This is a genomic window from Marinobacter salsuginis, from assembly GCF_009617755.1.
In the GTDB taxonomy this organism is placed as follows: Bacteria; Pseudomonadota; Gammaproteobacteria; order Pseudomonadales; family Oleiphilaceae; genus Marinobacter; species Marinobacter salsuginis.
Map to the genome: position 1 here is coordinate 866024 of NZ_BGZH01000001.1, position 16832 is coordinate 882855.

Here is a 16832-nt window from a genome sequence, read left to right on the forward strand (position 1 = left end):
CGACTGTTCCTATGCGTTTGCACCGGCGGACCCTTCTCAAAGCATCCGTTGGCGGTGGTATTGCACTGGCCCTGACCGGCTGTTCAATGCTTCCGCGAAAAGCCTCGGGCGAACCAGACCACTATGCCGGCGCCATCGGCTTGCCGGATGGCAGCTTTGGCGTCAGCGCGTTCGATCGCACCGGTAACGTCCTCTGGCAAACGCCGGTTCAAACACGCTGCCACAGCGGGTGCAACCGGCCTGCCAGGGGCGAAACCCTTTTCTTTGATCGTCGCCCCGGATGGTCGTTTTATGTGTTCGATACAACGACCGGAGCTTTCAAACACCGCATAGACGCGGCAGCCGGCGAGCACTTCGTGGGCCACGGTGTTTTTTCCCTGGATGGCCGCTGGCTATACGTAACCGCCAGCCGGTACGAACAGGGCGAAGGCATTATTGCGGTATACGACGCGGAAAAGGAGTACCAGCGAACCGATACCTTCGATCTTAACGGCATTGGTCCCCACGAGCTGACCATGCACCCGGACGGCGAAACCCTGGTGATCGGACTCGGGGGTATCCTGACCCACCCAGACTACGACCGTATAAAGCTGAATCTGGATACCATGGATCCTGCCCTGCTTCTGATGAATCGTCATTCCGGCAAAATCGTTGGCCGTTTCAAGCCGCCCCATCATCAGCAAAGTGCCCGCCATGTAAGCGTCAGCGGGAGTGGCCGAGTGTACGTGGCCTTTCAATATCAGGGACCGCAGTACGAAACGCCGCCCCTACTGGCGCGCCTTGAACAGGGAAAACTGCGGGAATACCGATTCGATGCGGACACCCAGAAAGCTATGGCCAACTACATAGCCAGTGTCGTTGCCCATCCAGAGAACGACCTTGTTGCTGCTGCCTCACCTGTTGGTGGCACAGCCATTATCTTCAGGGGCAGTACCGGTGAACTGGTGAACCGCGCCTCCATCGCCGATTGCGCCGGTGTCCAGGCCCTTGCCGGGGGCGACTTCCTGATCTCCTCCGGCCAGGGCAAGCTGGTTCGGATGGGCGCTACCACACCGGCCAGGGAACTGGCAGATCTTCCTGTTTACTGGGATCACCATCTGGTCTGATTAGTGGCAACCACCGTACTCCGGACTTAAGGATACCGGTCCATACTGGTATCCTTCTGACTCATTTTCCGGAGGACAGCGGTTTGCCCGAGAGCAGAAAGGACACCATCGACCAGCTTTACAGCCTGATTGCCAACGAAGAAGACGCACGGGTCTGCAAAGACATTCCGGAGGAAGCCTGTCGCGAGGTGCCCCGAAATTTCTTCCTGATTCTCGCCAGCAACGTACTGACCAAGCTGGGCGATCTCCTCATCAGCCCCAAAACCGTCCTGGCCTGGTTGATGAGTGCCATAGGTGCTCCTGCGCTGGTGGCCTGGCTGGTTCCGATCCGCGAATCCGGCTCTCTCGTTCCACAAATGGTCATCGCAGCCTGGGTGCGCCGCAAACCCGTTCGCAAGTGGTTCTGGACCCTCGGAAGTTTCGGCCAGGCTGCAAGTGTTGTGGCCATGGCGGCGAGCATCTGGTTTTTCGAGGGCTATGTCGCAGGTTCCGGGATCATAGCCGCCCTCATTGTGTTTTCCCTGGCCCGAGGATTCTGCTCAGTATCCATGAAAGATGTTCAGGGCAAATGCATTCCGAAAACCCGCAGGGGGAGACTTGGCGGACTGGCCTCTACCATTGGCGGCACGGCCACCGTTGTGCTGACCGCCCTCCTGTTCTGGGAACGCGGCGACCCGACCATTGCCTTCTATACCGTGCTACTACTTCTGGCCGGTGTTCTCTGGGTCATTGCCGGGTTCCTGTTTGCCGGAGTGGAAGAGTATGAAGGTGAAACCGGAGGTGGCGGTAACGCCATCACCGAAGCGTTCCAAAGCCTTTCCCTGCTCCGCGATGATGCACCGTTCAGACACTTCGTGATCACCCGGGCGCTTTTACTTTGCTCGGCCCTGGCGTCGCCCTACTTCGTGGTGCTTGCACAGAAGGAGTCCGACATTGGCTGGATGCTGGGTATCTTCCTATTGGCCAGCAGTCTGGCCAGTTCCCTCAGTGCCAGCTTCTGGGGCTGGGCCGCGGACACCTCAAGCCGTAGAGTCATGATACGTGGTGCTGCCATGGCCAGCGGAGTGTGTCTGCTCGTCGGTTTTACCGCGCTGTTTATCGGGACGGAAATCGGCAGTGTATGGTTTTACCCGGTCGCCTTTTTCGTTCTGAGCATAGCCCACGCCGGCGTCAGGCTGGGGCGCAAAACCTACTTGGTGGATATGGCAGGCGGCAACAAACGCACCGATTACACAGCGGTGAGCAACACGGTCATTGGTGTTCTTCTGCTGGTTACCGGCGGCCTGACCGCCCTCGTATCGATGATCTCAGAGGTAGCAGTGATTATTGTTCTGGGTCTGATGGGGCTGGCAGGGATGTTCAGCGCAATCCGCCTGAAGGAAGTCACCGAGGACTGATCAGGGGCACCCTCCTCAGGAGGGTGCCTTGCCATCGTTCAGAGCCAGAGCGCCTTTGACGATCCGGTAGATGATCCAGATAGAAATACCAAGGAGGATGAACCAGCCGATAATAATCGGCGTGGTCACAATGCCAATCACCGTCCAGAGCAGGCCAATCCAGAAGGTGCGGATCTGCCAGCGGAAGTGCTGCTCCACCCAGGTATTACGAACATCGTCCAGCTTCACGTAATTGATAATTACACCCACCAGACCGGTAATGCCTCCTACGAAAAAAGACAGTGCCTGAAGGATATAGACCACCACCGCCAGGTTACGCGCCGGGTCACTGCGGCGGGAAGCGGGATCCGTGTCGGCAGGTATAAACTCCGGTTCAGCCAAGACAACTCTCCTATTGATTGGACAATTGGAGTCTAGCACAGCCTCTAGAGTCGATAATCCCGACCCGGTCAGTGATTATCCGGACGGTAGCCCAGGCGGAAACCGCCCCAATGCTTGCCATTCACATAGATCGGCACCGAGAGATCATGCATGATTTCGCCGGTATCCCGTCGATAGGTCTGCAAAAGCATGTTCTCGGTGTGCTGACCACAGCGGATACCCGTGCGATCGTTGAACAGCCGCTTGCTTCGGCTTTTAACCAGATCCACCTTCGGATCTCCGGTTGGTGCGTGTGCAAAATCCCGGTTGTGGGTCGGTACATACCCGTCGGGCGCAGCCGCTATGGCAAAGACAATGGCCTCATGGGCGTTCTTCACCTGTTCCTGAATGGCCGGCAGGTACTGATCAGTAAACTTGTCAAAGCTGCTGGAGTATTTCGGCGGATGCGTGTTCGGGATGGGAGTCCGCGTCTTGTCGAACAGAGCGCTTTCCGAAAGCTTGCCATCCCGTATGGCCTGCTCGAACATCTGGCCAATCTGGTCAGCGCCGGCTTTTGCCTGATCGAAAAAGGGCCGGTGATAACTTGCTTCGCTGTTCAAGGCGAATGAAGCATTGGCTTTTTCTGCCAGTTCCATCAGCGTCGCAGCCTGCTCTGCCAGTGAAGAAACGCTGGTATCACTCTCCGAGATCTGGTCACGCACCGTTTCAATGGCGGAGAACACCTGGGCCAGACTCTGCTCGTTGTTCTGGTCGATCTCGGCAATTCGGGCTACTTGCTGCTGAACCCGGTCCGACTGGGAACTGATCTGGTCCAATCGCTCGCCCACGCTCTCAACTGAGGCGAGTCCTTCCTCGATGCTGCGGGCAAGGTCTTCAATGCGAGACACGATCAACGTGGTATCGGACCGTATTTCTTCCAGCGTTTCAGCCACTTCCCCCGTCGCCTGGGCTGTTCGGCCCGCCAGTTGGCGCACTTCGTCGGCAACCACTGCGAAACCGCGCCCCTGATCACCTGCCCTGGCGGCCTCGATGGCCGCATTGAGAGCAAGCAGGTTGGTCTGTTCAGCGATTCCCTGGATTGTGGTGGTTACACCCTGGATCTTGTTGGATTTCTCGTTCAGCTCCTGGATCAGCCGCAGATTTTCCCCGGACTGCTGATGCACTGCCCTGACGCTGTCGATGGCGGAGACAAGGGCCTCACGTCCCTCGGTGCTGACCTGTTTGTTCTGCAAAGCCATGGTGGCCGCATCCGTGGCCTGTTCCGAGGACTCCCGGACAGTCTCGGTAATCTGGCCTGCGTAGTCGGCCATTTGAGCGGTTTCTTCAACCTGACGATCGAGCCGGAGCTTCAGTTGATCAGCGGCAAAAGACACCTGGGCCGCCGATATTGCGTTCCTGTCGGCGCTTCCAGACAGGGTTTCTACCAACGCGCGTCCGGCCCTGGCATCGGCAAGCAATTGGTGACACTGGGCATGCAGCGGATGATTGTCAGACAGGGTGCCGTCATTCAGAGCCTTGAGGCCCCGTTCAGTTGGCTCCAACACCCGGACAATGAGGAAACCGCCAGCGGCCGCGAGGCCGACGACGAGCCCGATCAAAGTGGACGCAGGTTCCAGACCTAACAAAGGCGCCACCACTGCGCAGACGACCGCAAGAACAACGGCAACCGCCAACCCCCATAGAATTGAAGCCCGATCCAGTAAGCCCATAGAAACCTCTTCTTTTTCGTTGCTTCTGCAAACATTTTGTTATTAAAGGCCATTGTGGAGACTAAAGAATTGACATGAGTTTATAACTCATACTTTAGTGTATTTAATATACATATCGGCGGGGAATAGCATTTCTGAAACAAAAAACCGCAAACCCGACTCACTCTGTTACCGAGCAGGCCGGGTTTGCGGTGTTCAGATTATTACTTCAATGTTGGCTCAGGCGCCAATCACGCCTCCATCGTCCTTGGTGACGATGACGGTTGCGTCACGCGGGCGCGGATCACTGGAATCTGGCCAGTTGCCATCGGGGTGCTGGATGTTGACGAACATGGTCTTCACATCAGGAGTGGAGACAACGCCGGTAACCTCACAACCTTCGGGACCGACGAAGAAGCGCTTGATTTCGCGGGTCTCGGGGTTGGCAGCCAGCATCATGTTGTTCTGGTAGGGCGCTGCATCGGAGCCATCGGTCTGGATCCAGAGGCGACCGTTATAGTCGAACCACAGGCCATCCGGGCTGTTGAAGATGTTGTCGTCAGTCAGGGATACGATCACCTCGTCATCCACCACGGTTTCCGTACCCTGCTCACCGGCAAAGACGAAGATGTCCCAATCGAAGCTGGTGGCAGTATGGTCATTGCCTTCTTCACTCCAGCGGATGATATGACCGGTGCGGTTGTTGGCGTTCGGGTTAGCCGCGTTAACCTGCTCTTCCGTCCGGCGGGAGTTGTTGGTCAGCGTGAAATATACCTGGCCCGAATTCGGGTCGACAGCCCCCCACTCCGGGCGGTCCATCGGGGTTGCACCGGCGATATCGGCGGCCAGACGGGTGTTCAGAAGAACGTCTGCCTGGTTTTCGAAACCGTCAAACTGGACATCACCCACCTGAGTGCCCTCGGCTGCAGCAACCTTGGCTGCAAAGTCCGCGTCGTCGAGATCCAGTGGCAACCAGTCGCCGGAGCCGTCGTCATTGAACCGGGCTACGTACAGAGTACCTTCATCCAACAGATATCCACCGGCGGTGGCGGCGTAGTAGGGCTTCGACGATACGAACTTGTAGATGTACTCAAAACGGGAGTCATCGCCGGAATAGCAAACCACCGGCTCGCCTTCCTTGGCCGGTGCGAAGATGACGCCCTCGTGACCGAAACGGCCCAACGCAGTGCGTTTTTGCGGCTTGCTTTCAGGGCTAAACGGATCGATCTCGACCATATAGCCGTACGTGTTGGCCTCGTTGCGATAGTCATCCGCAGCGGTTGCGCCGATCGTGCTCACGTTGAATCGAACGTACTGGTCCGCGGCGCTATCCGCCAGTTCCCAATCATATCGGCTGGAACTGCCTACACCATGGCGGGTCTGCTCACGTGGCTGCGTGGCATCGCCATTGGCGAAGTAGCCGTGCCAGTTTTCTTCTGCAGCGAGGTAAGTTCCCCAGGGCGTCGGACCCATCGCACAGTTGTTGAGAGTGCCGCGGGTCTCGGTGGCATCCGGGCTGTACTTGGTGATCAGCTTGCTGTAGCCACGAACCGGGCCACGGATATCCATTTCGGTGTTACCCGTAATACGACGGTTGAACGGGCTGCCAAACACGATGTCCCACTTGCCATTGGTGTCGCGTTTAATGTGAACGACAGAAACACCGTGTGCTGCGATTTCCTTGCGCACTTCGTCCGCAGGGCGCATATCGTTTACATAGGTTGCGCCGTTGGCATGCAGAGCGCCCTGGTTGATGTACTCGTGGTTCATCACGAGCAGACCTTCACTGGAGCTGTTGCCGCCCGCTTTCAGATCGATGGGGAAGAAATGCACACCGTCATGGTGCATACCCATCTGCTGTTCCTGCTCGGCGCCGGTATTGGTGCCATCCGGCTTGTAGGCAGGGTAAGACCCTGTGATGGGCGTGCCCCACGGCAGGAACGCCTCAGTAGAGTATCCTTCGGGAACAACTACCTCGTTGGCTGTAGATGTCGGTACCGCCTTGAAGCCGATATCGGTACTTGAAACATTGCTACTGGTGGTGCCGTCGTTGCTGTCGCTGCCACAACCTGCCAGGCCCAGGCCCATCACACTGGCAAGGGCAGCTCCAACGCTGCCTTTCATCAGGGTGCGGCGCTGCATGCGCGCGGACAGGACCTGGTGGAAGGGGGTGTTTTCAGTGTGGTTGACTACCGGCTCGTAGTTGGGATCCAGGTAATTGGGATCAAGGTCGTGCTTAGCCATGTTATTGCCTCTCTCAAAGAACAGCGGGTCAATGTTGTTGAGAGGCCAGTTTCGGCGGGAAATATGACAGTAAGCGGAAGTTAAAAAGACAAATTCGTTAACATTAGTTTACAAGCGCTCGAACCGGGGGACCGACCGCTCCGTGCAATCTGTTGCGGCGGAGCGGTCAGTCTGTTCAGTTACTGCTGGGTAGCTTCTTCATAGCCTTCTTCCATAGCGTCGCCAGCTTCTTCGGCTGCGTCGCCCATGGCTTCGCCGGCTTCCTCTGCACCTTCCTGCAACTCGCCCATGGCACTTTCATCCTGGCCGGTGGCTTCTTCCAGGGTTTCCTCTGTGGAATCCGCAGCGTCTTCCATCATTTCTCCGGCGTTATCTGCTGCCTGCTCGACATCCACGCCTTCGTTGTCATCCGAGCTGCAGGCAGCCAGGCCAAGTGTCAGCACCATCAAAAGCGCACTCAGTGTGAGCTTGTTCATACCATATCCCTCTGTTGGTAAGTATTTACAACGGAGCACAGGGTACGGCGTGAACTCTGACAAACACAATTACCGGCCGATTACCCTTTCGTTAACCGGCGCTATCGGAGAGCACCTGGCCATTAATGGTAATCACATGATCAAACGGCAGCATGATTCCCCGCCCGAGCATAAGAAAATCCTGCCCGGCACGATTGAAAAGATCGCGAATGACATCGTGGACAAGACATACCTGGCCGGCACTATCACGGTAGACCACTTCGGTAAGCCTGCCGGTAGACAGGTATTCGCGAAGCATCCCCTGGACAGAGTATGAAGCAGTGGCAGACGAAGAGTTTGGCATGGCTGATTCTTCCTTGTGATCCAGCTCTTGTTGTCTATGTCAGTCTGGCCCAGAAACGGGGTTTGTGCCAAAGAAAAGCCATTTGTCATTTCGAGCCAAGGTTTGGTCTGGATCTGGACGCCCGTTGCATTGTTAGATTGTCCGACATAAATTGCAGGTACGCGCAACGAACGGGAGAAAACAATGAACGCCAAAACCCCAGACAATCTGCAATCACATCAGGTCTCATCGCCTGTCGAAAAGGATGCCTCTGGCAACTGGAAAGACCCGAAACGCTACATGTGGCTGCTCGGCCCTGCCCTGCCGGGAATCGGACTGGCCGCCCTGACCGGCTATGCTCTGGCTCCGAAAAAGCTGAAAGCCCTTGCCTGGACCGGCCCGGCGCTGGTGCACGGAATCATTCCCGCCCTCGACCGCGCTATTGGTGAAGATCAGAGCAACCCTCCGGAATCGGCGGTGAAGACACTGGAGCAGGACAAGTACTACGACCGGATTGTGAAGGCGTTTATTCCCACCCAGTACGCCATGACCTTCATGGGCGCCTGGCTTGCCAGCCGCAAAAGCACACCCCTGGATGACAAGATAGGACTGACGCTGACGGTCGGTGCCATCAATGGTGTAGGCATCAACACCGCCCATGAACTTGGCCACAAATCCAACAAACTGAACAAGTTGCTGGCGATGGCGGCGCTGGCCCCCACCGGCTACACCCACTTTGTTGTCGAACACAATTTCGGTCATCACAAACGGGTGGCAACGCCAGAGGACCCCGCCAGCAGCCGCATGGGCGAGAGTTTCTGGAAATTCCTGCCGCGCACTGTGCTGGGAGGCATCAAATCCTCCATCAAGATCGAGAAGGCGAGACTTGCCCGCAAGGGTAAAACCTTTTGGAGCCTGGATAACGAGCTACTGCAGGGCTGGGCCATGAGCGCTGGCTTCTTTGGCGCGACAACGCTGGTTTGCGGACCAAGAGCAGTGCCTTTCCTGGCGGCCCAGGCGGTGTACGGGGCCAGCCTGCTGGAAAGCGTAAACTACATTGAGCACTACGGCTTGCTGCGCCAGAAGGACAAGAACGGGAAGTACGAGCGGACCCAACCGGAGCACAGCTGGAACAGCAATCACATCGTGACCAACCTGTTCCTGTATCAGTTGCAGCGGCATTCAGACCATCACGCCCACCCCCAGCGCAGCTTCCAGGCCCTGAGGCATTTTGAGAAAGCGCCCCAGTTGCCCGGGGGTTATGCTTCAATGCTTTTGCCGGCCTACCTGCCTCAGTGGTGGTATGAAACCATGGATAAGCGGGTAATTGATCACTACGAGGGGGATCTGAGCAAAATCAACTGGGATCCGGATCGGAAAGAGGAACTGATGGCCAAGTATGCGGACTACGCTGCGGAGGTAGCGGCGGAAGCCAAGGCCCGTCGCGAATCCAGGAAATCCGAGGCCGCCTGAATTCTTCTTGCGCTTTAGGCCAGGCCCCAGCCTTCGGGGTCTGGTGCATGCAGCCAACCGGGGGATTCCTTCCGGGAGACGCCGTGAACCCATCCATGGGGGCTTGATCGCAGCATCCCTGCTGCTCACACTCCCGGGAGGAATCCCCCGGTCGGCTGCCCAGATTTCTGATGAATTCGCCAGCTTCTTTTAGTTCCCGAGAGCAGGTGTTTCCCGAAGAAATTTAGAATTTACTTGCCTTTAAAAACAGCTTCGCGCCGTTCCAGGAAAGACTGGATTCCCTCTTTGACGTCCTCACTGGCCATCACCGGCTGCAGATCCGGGAACAAACGCTGCTTCGCAGCCTCCTGCCCTTCGCTGACGGCAATTTTTGACGATTTCAGACTGCCCTGAACACCGAGAGGGGCGGCCTTGGCAATCTTTTCAGCGATTTCCAACGCAACGTCGAACTGCTCGCCCGGTTCCACCAATTCCTGGATCAACCCCCATTGATAGGCCTGATCGGCAGTCCACTCGTCGCCAGTCAGCAGGTATCGCTGGGCATTCCCCCAGCCGATTTCCCGCTGCAGGCGGATGGTGGCGCCGCCGCAGGCGAAGATGCCGCGTTTTACTTCCAGCTGGGCAAAGCGGGTGCCTTTAGCGGCAACGCGCACGTCCGTGTTCAACATCATCTCAACGCCGCAAGTAAAGCAAATACCCTGGGCAGCAAAGACGACAGGTTTGCTGAGTGCCTCACCGGTGATGTGGAACGGATCAAGTTCACCTTCGCCCGGCTCAATACCTTTGCCGTTGGCAAAGACACCGGCCCAGTCGTCCAGTTGCAAGCCGCTGGTGAAGTGGTCTCCCTCCGCATACATCAGACCTACCCTTAACTCCGGGTCGTGTTCCAGCTGGTAATAGGCCGCCGCGATCTGGTGGTACATCTCGCGGTTCATGGCGTTCATTTTTTCAGGGCGATTCAGCCCGATCAGCAAGATGTGATTCTTCTTTTCAACGTTTACCAAAGCCATCAGAACCACTCCGGCTTCATATTAAGACAGGTGTCGTCCTGATTGCGAAGCAAGACCAGATCCTGAGCCACGGTTGGCAACTCCCAGTGGAAGAAATACTGGGCCGCCTGCAGCTTGCCCTGGTAGAAGTTGCGCTCGTCATCTGTGTTGGCGGAGCCCAGGGCGTGGGCTGCTGCGTTGGCCTGACGTAGCCACATCCAGGCAACGATAATATGCCCGAACAGGTGCAGGTAGCAGGACGCGTTGGCCAGAGTTTTATCGGGGTCGCCTTCCATCAGTGACTTACCCAGGCTTTGGGTAACCTTCACCGCCTGCTGCAGGGTTTCACTCAGGGACAAGGCCCACTGCTGGCACCGATCGGTGGTAGCCGCCTGCAGGTCCACCTGCATTTCCTGCATCAGTAATTGCAGACCATGACTCTGATCCTGCCAGATCTTCCGGCCCAGCAGATCCAGGGCCTGGATGCCGTTGGTGCCCTCATGAATCGGGTTCAGTCGGTTATCGCGCCAGCATTGCTCCACCGGATATTCGCGGGTATAGCCCGCACCACCGTAGACCTGGATGGCCAGATCGTTGGCCTTGGGGCCGTATTCAGACGGCCAGGCTTTGATCACCGGGGTGAGCAGGTCCAGCAGCTTACCGGCTTCGTGGCGTTTCTGTTCGTCCGGGTGGGTGTGCTGGTCATCCATCAACCGGGCGCCATAGAGACACAGGGCCAGACCACCCTCACTGTAGGCTTTCTGGGCAAGCAGCATGCGCCTTACATCGGCGTGATCAATGATCGGAACCTGCGGGCTTTCCGGATTCTTTTCACTGGCCTTGCGGCCCTGAAGACGATCTTTGGCGTATTCCAGGCTGTGCATGTAACCGCGATAACCGATTACGGCAGCACCAAAACCAACACCAACCCGCGCTTCGTTCATCATCTGGAACATGTATTTCAGACCCTGATGGGGTTCGCCAACCAGGTAACCGTGACACGGGGCGTCGTCACCGAAGCTCAGTGCCGTTGAGGTGGTACCGCGGTAGCCCAGTTTGTGGATCAAACCGGCCAGGCTTACACCGTTGCGCTCGGTGGGGTTACCTTCGTCATCCACCAGGAACTTGGGCACGATGAACAGGGAGATGCCCTTCACGCCCGCAGGCGCACCTTTGATTTTGGCCAGCACCATGTGAACGATGTTGTCGGTGATGGACTGCTCTCCCCCTGAGATGTAGATCTTGGCACCCTTGATCAGATAGTGCCCTTCGTCGGTGGGCGACGCGGATGTCCGGATATCTGCCAGGGAAGAGCCGGCGTGGGGCTCGGTCAGGGCCATGGTTCCGCTGAACCGGCCACTGAGCATGTTCGGCAAGAAGGTATTTTTCTGCTTTTCGTTGCCGAAAACTCGGATGAGGTTGGCGGCAGCCGTGGTCAGGAATGGATAGCCAGCGGTGCCGGGGTTGGCGGCGGTGAAGAAGCCGTTGCAGGCGGCCATGACGGATTCAGGCAGCTGCATGCCGCCCAGTTCATAATCGTAACGTCCGGCGATGAAGCCAGCCTGAGCGTAGGCGTCGAAGGCTTCTTTTACCTGCGGAAGCATCTCGACCTGGCCGTTGACGAATTTCGGCTCGTCTTTGTCTGCGGCGCTGTTGTGGGTGGCGAATTTCTCCCGGGCCATTTTGTCGGCGGTTTCGATGACGGCATCGAAGGTGTCGCGGTTGTGTTCGCTGAAGCGCTCGCGGGTGGTGAGGTTTTCGGTATCGAGTACTTCGTATAGCTGGAACGCCAGGTCGCGGCGGTCGATCAGGGTGTCGGTCATGCTTGGTCTCCTGTTTGTTGTCGACAGCCTCTCACAACTGGTTTTTTCTGGGAACCGGCGTTTATGACATAATTATGGTCAATATTGCCATCCCATTGCCTCGCAACATTTAACAGACGTTTGGCGACCGGCCGCCAACGGGGTATTGCCTCCCGGGACACGCTGTGAATACCCCTGCGGGGTCCAGCCTGCAATCACAGATTGCAGTCGTTCGGCTGTGGCATGAAACTTCGCTTCATAAACGCTCGGCCTCACCCCTGTACGCTTGACTGCAGCATCCATGCTGCAGACAGTCCCGGGAGGCAATACCCCGCTGGCGCCCTACTTTGGAGTTTGTATGCGGACCGTTTCTGTCATTGGTTTTGACGGGGCACTTGCCAGTGCCATTACCGGGATTATTGATCTTTTCCGACTTGCGGGCGTTACCTGGGCGCGGATCAACGATGAAACGCCAGCACCCCAATTCACAACTCGGCTTCTTACTAAAGATGGCACGCCTTGCCGTTGCATTAACGGGCTGACCATTCAGCCAGACGGAGCCTGGAATGATCTGCTGCCAGGGGGCGACGACAGTGATCTGGTGGTAATCCCGACAATTGGTGGTCCGATCGATGTTGTGCTGACAGGGAATTCGGAGCTCATAGAGTGGCTTGGCGCCTTTCGGTCGTCAGACGCCGGGCAGGTCCGGGTGGCCAGTAACTGTACCGGGGCGTTCATGCTGGCCGAGGCGGGGCTGTTGGATGGTCGGCAAGCGACGACACACTGGGGGTTCAGCCATCAGTTTCGGCAGCGTTTCCCGGCGGTGAACATGCAGCCGGACAAGCTCGTTACGGTGGACGGCGACGTTGCCTGTGCCGGGGGCGGGATGGCCTGGTGGGATCTGGGGATCTATCTGGTGGAAAGGTACGCGGGGGCACAAGTCGCAAGGGAGCTGGCGAAGGCGTTTGTGATTGATGCAGGGCGGACCAGTCAGGCGCCCTACAGTGCACTACAGGCCCGGCGCTACCATTCCGATGCTGCCATTCTGAAGCTTCAGGACTGGCTGGATAGCCATTACAGTGAACCCGTCACCCTCCACCGCATGGCTTCTTTGGGCGGACTCACCGAGCGTTCCCTGATTCGCCGGTTCAAGGCAGCCACCGGCGATACACCCACAGGGTACCTGCAGCTTCTACGGATCGAGGTTGCACGTCAGCATTTGGAGAAATCGCGGTCACCGATTGATGAAATCACGCAATTGGTAGGCTATGAGGACGTGAGCTCGTTCACTCGTCTGTTCCGCAAACACACCGGGCTATCCCCGGGTGCTTACCGGTCCCGCTTTGTCAGGTAATGTTGCCACCCCCCGACTGGCCCGGGTTATGCATCGGTTTTCAGCGAAGGCCAACATCCGGTCTTGAACGTAAAGAATACCGACAGGTGTCACTTTGGGGAGGCCCGCCATGAACGCACCGATCAGACAAAGCCAGGCAGATATCTTGAGCAAGCTGTACGACATGAAACGAAAGCAAATCGAGCAGGCGATGCAGCAGGGAAACAGCCTTCGGTGTCAGGTACTTGAAGCAGAAGCCGAAGCAATTTCCAATGCACTGAAAGCCGCCCGTTAAACCTCACATCCCTGTTTATCCGGAGCCATACTTCTTCAGACGACGGCTCCAGCGCTGCTTCGCATACCGGCGGAGGTTAGAGACATTGTCGGTTTCATCCATGATTTCCGTGCCCAAAAGTGTCTCCAATATGTCCTCCAGCGTCACTATCCCCAACCAGGTGCCCAGCTCGTCATAGACCACGGCCAGGTGTTGCCGTTCTCTCAGCATGTCCGAGAACAGGAACTCGATGTTGGTATTGCCTTTCACGCGCTTGATCTTGCGCATGTGCTCCAGGAGGTCGACGTCGGCATCGAGGTTGATCAGATCGGCCCGGTGCAGGTAGCCAAGTGCCTCTCCGTCTTCATCTATCACCGGATAACGGGAGAAGGGTGATTTTCTGACCTGGTCGCGGAATTGTTCATAGGTAATGTCCGGATCAACGTATTTGCACACCGTCCGCGGTGTCATGACCGAACTGACCTTTATCTCGTGGAAGCGCAGAACGTTGTGAATCATCCGCCGCTCATCTTCGTCCAGCGCCTGTTGGTCTTTTCCTATTTCTGCCAGGGCGCTGATCTCGGCGCGGATGTCCGTATCTGCCTCACCCGAGGCAATGCGCCGAGTGACCTGTTTGGACATCCAGATGAACGGCAAAAGTGCCTTGATCATGAAGCCCAGAATGGCAGGCAACCGGGGAGCGATGCCGCGCCAATACTTGGCCCCGATGGTTTTGGGAATGATTTCAGAGAAAATCAGGATGGCGAGGGTCATAACGGCCGAGGCGATACCGAGCCAGGCCTCACCAAAGACCACGGTGACCTGGGCGCCGACACCGGTGGCGCCGACGGTGTGGGCGACGGTGTTCAGTGTAAGGATTGCAGACAGGGGGTCGTCCACATCGTCTTTGAGTTTGCGCAACCTGGAAAACAGCTGCGGTTTCTCTTTCTTCAACGAGGCGATGTAGCTCGGCGTCACCGACAGCAACGCCGCTTCGAGAATGGAACACAAGAAGGAGAAGCCAATCGAAAGAACTGCGAAGGCAATAAGTAATGTCATAGTTTGGCTGCGACTTCCGTTCCCTGCCGGATGGCCCGTTTTGCGTCGAGTTCTTCGGCAACGTCTGCGCCGCCGATCAAGTGTGCGTTCACCCCAGAGTCCGACAACTGGTCGAAAAGTTCCCGGAAGGGTTCCTGACCGGCGCAAATTATCACATTATCCACCGGCAGCACCCGGCTTTCCGTCACCTTGCCCTCTTTGTCGGTGACTGAAATATGCAGTCCCTGGTCGTCGATGCGCTCATAGCGACACCCCCGAAGCATTTCCACTTCACGATGCTTCAGGCTGTTGCGGTGCACCCAGCCCGAGGTCTTGCCCAGGCCTCCACCGACCTTGCCGGTTTTTCGCTGCATCAGATAAATTTTACGGGGTGACGGGGTCGGTTGTCGTTCCGCCAGGCCGCCGGGGCCATCAAAATCCGGATTAACGCCCCACTCCGCCTGCCAGTCGGCAACGCTGACCTGCTCGCCTTCGGGATGATGGCTGAAGTCATGGGTCAGGAATTCGCTGACATCGAAACCGATGCCGCCGGCGCCGATAACCGCCACATTCTTGCCAACGGGTTTGTTATGGCGAAGTACATCGAGGTAGCCGAGCACCTTGGGATGGTCAATGCCCTCAATGGACGGAGTTCTCGGCTTCACGCCGGTGGCGATCACGACATCGTCGAAACCCTGCGCCTTAAGTGACTCGGCATCCACGCGAGTGCCGAGTTTGAGGTCAACCTCAAGCAGCTCGATCTGGCGCTGGAAATAGCGAAGGGTTTCATAAAATTCTTCCTTGCCCGGGATGCGCTTGGCGTAGTTGAACTGGCCACCAATCTGGTCATCCGCTTCGAACAGCGTCACTTTGTGGCCGCGTTTCGCGGCTGTTGTTGCTGCTGCCAAACCGGCAGGTCCGGCACCTACCACGGCGACCCGGCGCACAACAGGCGCTACCGTCAATACCAGCTCGGTTTCGTGACAGGCTCGGGGGTTTACCAGGCAAGAAGCTCGCTTGGCCTGGAAGGCATGGTCCAGACAGGCCTGGTTACAGGCAATGCAGGTGTTGATTTCATCACTGCGCCCCTGCTCGGCCTTACGCACAAACTCGCTGTCCGCCAACAGAGGCCGGGCCATGGACACCATATCCGCCTTGCCGGCCGCCAGAATCTCCTCCCCTTTCTCCGGGGTGTTGATTCGGTTGGTGGTGCACACCGGGATATCCACTTCGCCATAGAACTTGGCGGTGACATCAGCGAAGCCGCCACGGGGCACCGAAGTAACGATGGTGGGCACCCTCGCTTCGTGCCAGCCAATACCGGTGTTAATAATAGTGGCACCTGCCTGCTCGATGGCTTTGCCCAGGGTTACGATCTGATCCCAGGTCTGGCCGCCCTCAACGAGGTCCAGCATGGACAACCGATAGATAATGATGAAGTCCGGCCCCACGGCTTCGCGCATCCGGCGAACAATTTCCACGGGCAGGCGCATGCGGTTTTCGTAAGGGCCGCCCCACTTGTCTGTCCGCTTGTTCGTCCGTTCACACAAAAACTGGTTGATGAAATAGCCTTCGGAGCCCATCACCTCAACGCCGTCATAGCCGGCGAACTTGGCAAGTTTCGCGGCACTGACAAAGTCGTTGATCTGTCGCTCAACGCCCTTCGTGGATAGAGCGCGTGCCTTGAATGGGCTGATCGGCGCTTTGGTGGCCGACGCAGAAACAATAAGTGGCTGGTAACCGTAGCGTCCCGCGTGCAGGATTTGCATGCAGATCTTTCCGCCCGCCTCATGAACCGCGCCGGTCACGTGGCGATGCAGCAAGGCCGTGGCACGGTTGTTCATGGTTGAAGCAAGCGGAGCCAACTGCCCGACCAGATTGGGCGAAAAGCCGCCCGTTACCATGAGCCCGACGCCACCTTCAGCTCGCTCAGCGAAATAACGGGAAAGCTTGTGAATGTTCCAGAACCGGTCTTCAAGGCCCGTATGCATGGACCCCATCAGCACCCGGTTCTTCAGTTCGGTGAAGCCGAGGTCCAGCGGTTTCAGAAGGCTGGGATAGCTATCGGTCATGGGACTCTCTCATAAAATATTTATCGGGAGTATACACTTGATCAATGGCAAGTTGACTTGACCTTCCAGACGGGCCACGTATCATCGGCAAACAAGTTTGACTGACGGAGCAACCATGACCGCAAGGTCCTTCGGCTGCACAAGAGTTACCCGCCCACCTGTTACCGCTGACATCGCGCGGCACCGGGGACGTCTACCGTACTTCCCGGATCCGCCTCGTCTCAGCTGATCCACGCC

14 protein-coding genes are annotated in these 16832 nt (G+C 57.3%); 5 read left to right on the plus strand and 9 right to left on the minus strand.

What is annotated here, in order from left to right:
* Positions 1-11 precede the first annotated feature (11 nt).
* On the plus strand, positions 12-1106 hold the full coding sequence (locus GJU83_RS03930) for a DUF1513 domain-containing protein (RefSeq protein ID WP_153633759.1): 1095 nt from the start codon (positions 12-14) through the stop codon (positions 1104-1106).
* A gap of 83 nt (positions 1107-1189) precedes the next feature.
* The gene (locus GJU83_RS03935) at positions 1190-2503 is read left to right on the plus strand and encodes an MFS transporter (RefSeq protein ID WP_153633760.1); all 1314 of its coding nucleotides are present in this window, start codon (positions 1190-1192) and stop codon (positions 2501-2503) included.
* 15 nt (positions 2504-2518) lie between these two features.
* Here GJU83_RS03935 and GJU83_RS03940 read toward each other — a convergent pair whose 3' ends face one another.
* The 5 genes from GJU83_RS03940 to GJU83_RS03960 all read right to left on the minus strand — a co-directional run bounded on the left by GJU83_RS03940 (position 2519) and on the right by GJU83_RS03960 (position 7635).
* The gene (locus GJU83_RS03940) at positions 2519-2884 is read right to left on the minus strand and encodes a DUF4870 family protein (protein ID WP_069182968.1); all 366 of its coding nucleotides are present in this window, start codon (positions 2882-2884) and stop codon (positions 2519-2521) included.
* A 68-nt stretch (positions 2885-2952) separates the two neighbouring features.
* Positions 2953-4593 carry a methyl-accepting chemotaxis protein gene (locus GJU83_RS03945; protein WP_069182967.1) on the minus strand — a complete coding sequence of 547 codons (1641 nt, stop codon included), beginning with the start codon at positions 4591-4593 and terminating at the stop codon, positions 2953-2955.
* Positions 4594-4812: 219 nt separating this feature from the next.
* A complete protein-coding gene (locus GJU83_RS03950) occupies positions 4813-6816 on the minus strand; it encodes a PhoX family protein (protein ID WP_153633761.1) in 2004 nt (667 codons plus the stop codon).
* A 179-nt stretch (positions 6817-6995) separates the two neighbouring features.
* Complete coding sequence (locus GJU83_RS03955; RefSeq protein WP_153633762.1) at positions 6996-7292, minus strand: hypothetical protein; 297 nt, start codon at positions 7290-7292, stop codon at positions 6996-6998.
* Positions 7293-7383: 91 nt separating this feature from the next.
* Complete coding sequence (locus tag GJU83_RS03960) at positions 7384-7635, minus strand: hypothetical protein (RefSeq protein ID WP_153633763.1); 252 nt, start codon at positions 7633-7635, stop codon at positions 7384-7386.
* Positions 7636-7818: 183 nt separating this feature from the next.
* Here GJU83_RS03960 and GJU83_RS03965 point away from each other — a divergent pair, with 183 nt between their 5' ends.
* Positions 7819-9087: an alkane 1-monooxygenase gene (locus GJU83_RS03965; RefSeq protein ID WP_153633764.1), complete on the plus strand. Its 1269-nt coding sequence runs from the start codon at positions 7819-7821 to the stop codon at positions 9085-9087.
* A 230-nt stretch (positions 9088-9317) separates the two neighbouring features.
* On the opposite strand, the gene GJU83_RS03970 is transcribed toward GJU83_RS03965, so the two are convergent.
* Together GJU83_RS03970 and GJU83_RS03975 are read right to left on the minus strand one after the other, a co-directional pair.
* A complete protein-coding gene (locus GJU83_RS03970) occupies positions 9318-10097 on the minus strand; it encodes a crotonase/enoyl-CoA hydratase family protein (RefSeq protein WP_153633765.1) in 780 nt (259 codons plus the stop codon).
* The gene (locus tag GJU83_RS03975; protein ID WP_153633766.1) at positions 10097-11899 is read right to left on the minus strand and encodes an acyl-CoA dehydrogenase; all 1803 of its coding nucleotides are present in this window, start codon (positions 11897-11899) and stop codon (positions 10097-10099) included. The genes GJU83_RS03970 and GJU83_RS03975 overlap by 1 nt, the downstream gene beginning before the upstream one ends.
* Positions 11900-12236: 337 nt before the next feature.
* On the opposite strand from GJU83_RS03975, the gene GJU83_RS03980 reads away from it, so the two are divergent.
* Entirely contained in the window at positions 12237-13232 is a 996-nt protein-coding gene (locus GJU83_RS03980; protein WP_153633767.1) for a GlxA family transcriptional regulator, read from the plus strand.
* A gap of 109 nt (positions 13233-13341) precedes the next feature.
* Positions 13342-13506 (plus strand): hypothetical protein, encoded by a 165-nt coding sequence (locus tag GJU83_RS18945; RefSeq protein WP_167352690.1) that lies wholly within the window; start codon positions 13342-13344, stop codon positions 13504-13506.
* Between the two features lie 15 nt (positions 13507-13521).
* Here GJU83_RS18945 and GJU83_RS03985 read toward each other — a convergent pair whose 3' ends face one another.
* Both GJU83_RS03985 and GJU83_RS03990 read right to left on the minus strand, forming a co-directional pair.
* Positions 13522-14544 (minus strand): CNNM domain-containing protein, encoded by a 1023-nt coding sequence (locus tag GJU83_RS03985; protein ID WP_153633768.1) that lies wholly within the window; start codon positions 14542-14544, stop codon positions 13522-13524.
* Positions 14541-16595, minus strand: a complete 2055-nt coding sequence (locus tag GJU83_RS03990) for an NADPH-dependent 2,4-dienoyl-CoA reductase (RefSeq protein WP_153633769.1) — start codon at positions 16593-16595, stop codon at positions 14541-14543. The genes GJU83_RS03985 and GJU83_RS03990 overlap by 4 nt, the downstream gene beginning before the upstream one ends.
* Between the last annotated feature and the right edge of the window lie 237 nt (positions 16596-16832).

Excerpts from the sequence above, each read along its gene's own strand:
- GJU83_RS03930 (WP_153633759.1), top strand. The coding sequence starts at position 12 with ATGCGTTTGCACCGGCGGACCCTTCTCAAAGCATCCGTTGGCGGTGGT.
- GJU83_RS03945 (WP_069182967.1), bottom strand. The coding sequence starts at position 4,593 with ATGGGCTTACTGGATCGGGCTTCAATTCTATGGGGGTTGGCGGTTGCC.
- GJU83_RS03950 (WP_153633761.1), bottom strand. The coding sequence starts at position 6,816 with ATGGCTAAGCACGACCTTGATCCCAATTACCTGGATCCCAACTACGAG.
- GJU83_RS03955 (WP_153633762.1), bottom strand. The coding sequence starts at position 7,292 with ATGAACAAGCTCACACTGAGTGCGCTTTTGATGGTGCTGACACTTGGC.
- GJU83_RS03960 (WP_153633763.1), bottom strand. The coding sequence starts at position 7,635 with ATGCCAAACTCTTCGTCTGCCACTGCTTCATACTCTGTCCAGGGGATG.
- GJU83_RS03965 (WP_153633764.1), top strand. The coding sequence starts at position 7,819 with ATGAACGCCAAAACCCCAGACAATCTGCAATCACATCAGGTCTCATCG.
- GJU83_RS03970 (WP_153633765.1), bottom strand. The coding sequence starts at position 10,097 with ATGGCTTTGGTAAACGTTGAAAAGAAGAATCACATCTTGCTGATCGGG.
- GJU83_RS03975 (WP_153633766.1), bottom strand. The coding sequence starts at position 11,899 with ATGACCGACACCCTGATCGACCGCCGCGACCTGGCGTTCCAGCTATAC.
- GJU83_RS03980 (WP_153633767.1), top strand. The coding sequence starts at position 12,237 with ATGCGGACCGTTTCTGTCATTGGTTTTGACGGGGCACTTGCCAGTGCC.
- GJU83_RS18945 (WP_167352690.1), top strand. The coding sequence starts at position 13,342 with ATGAACGCACCGATCAGACAAAGCCAGGCAGATATCTTGAGCAAGCTG.
- GJU83_RS03985 (WP_153633768.1), bottom strand. The coding sequence starts at position 14,544 with ATGACATTACTTATTGCCTTCGCAGTTCTTTCGATTGGCTTCTCCTTC.
- GJU83_RS03990 (WP_153633769.1), bottom strand. The coding sequence starts at position 16,595 with ATGACCGATAGCTATCCCAGCCTTCTGAAACCGCTGGACCTCGGCTTC.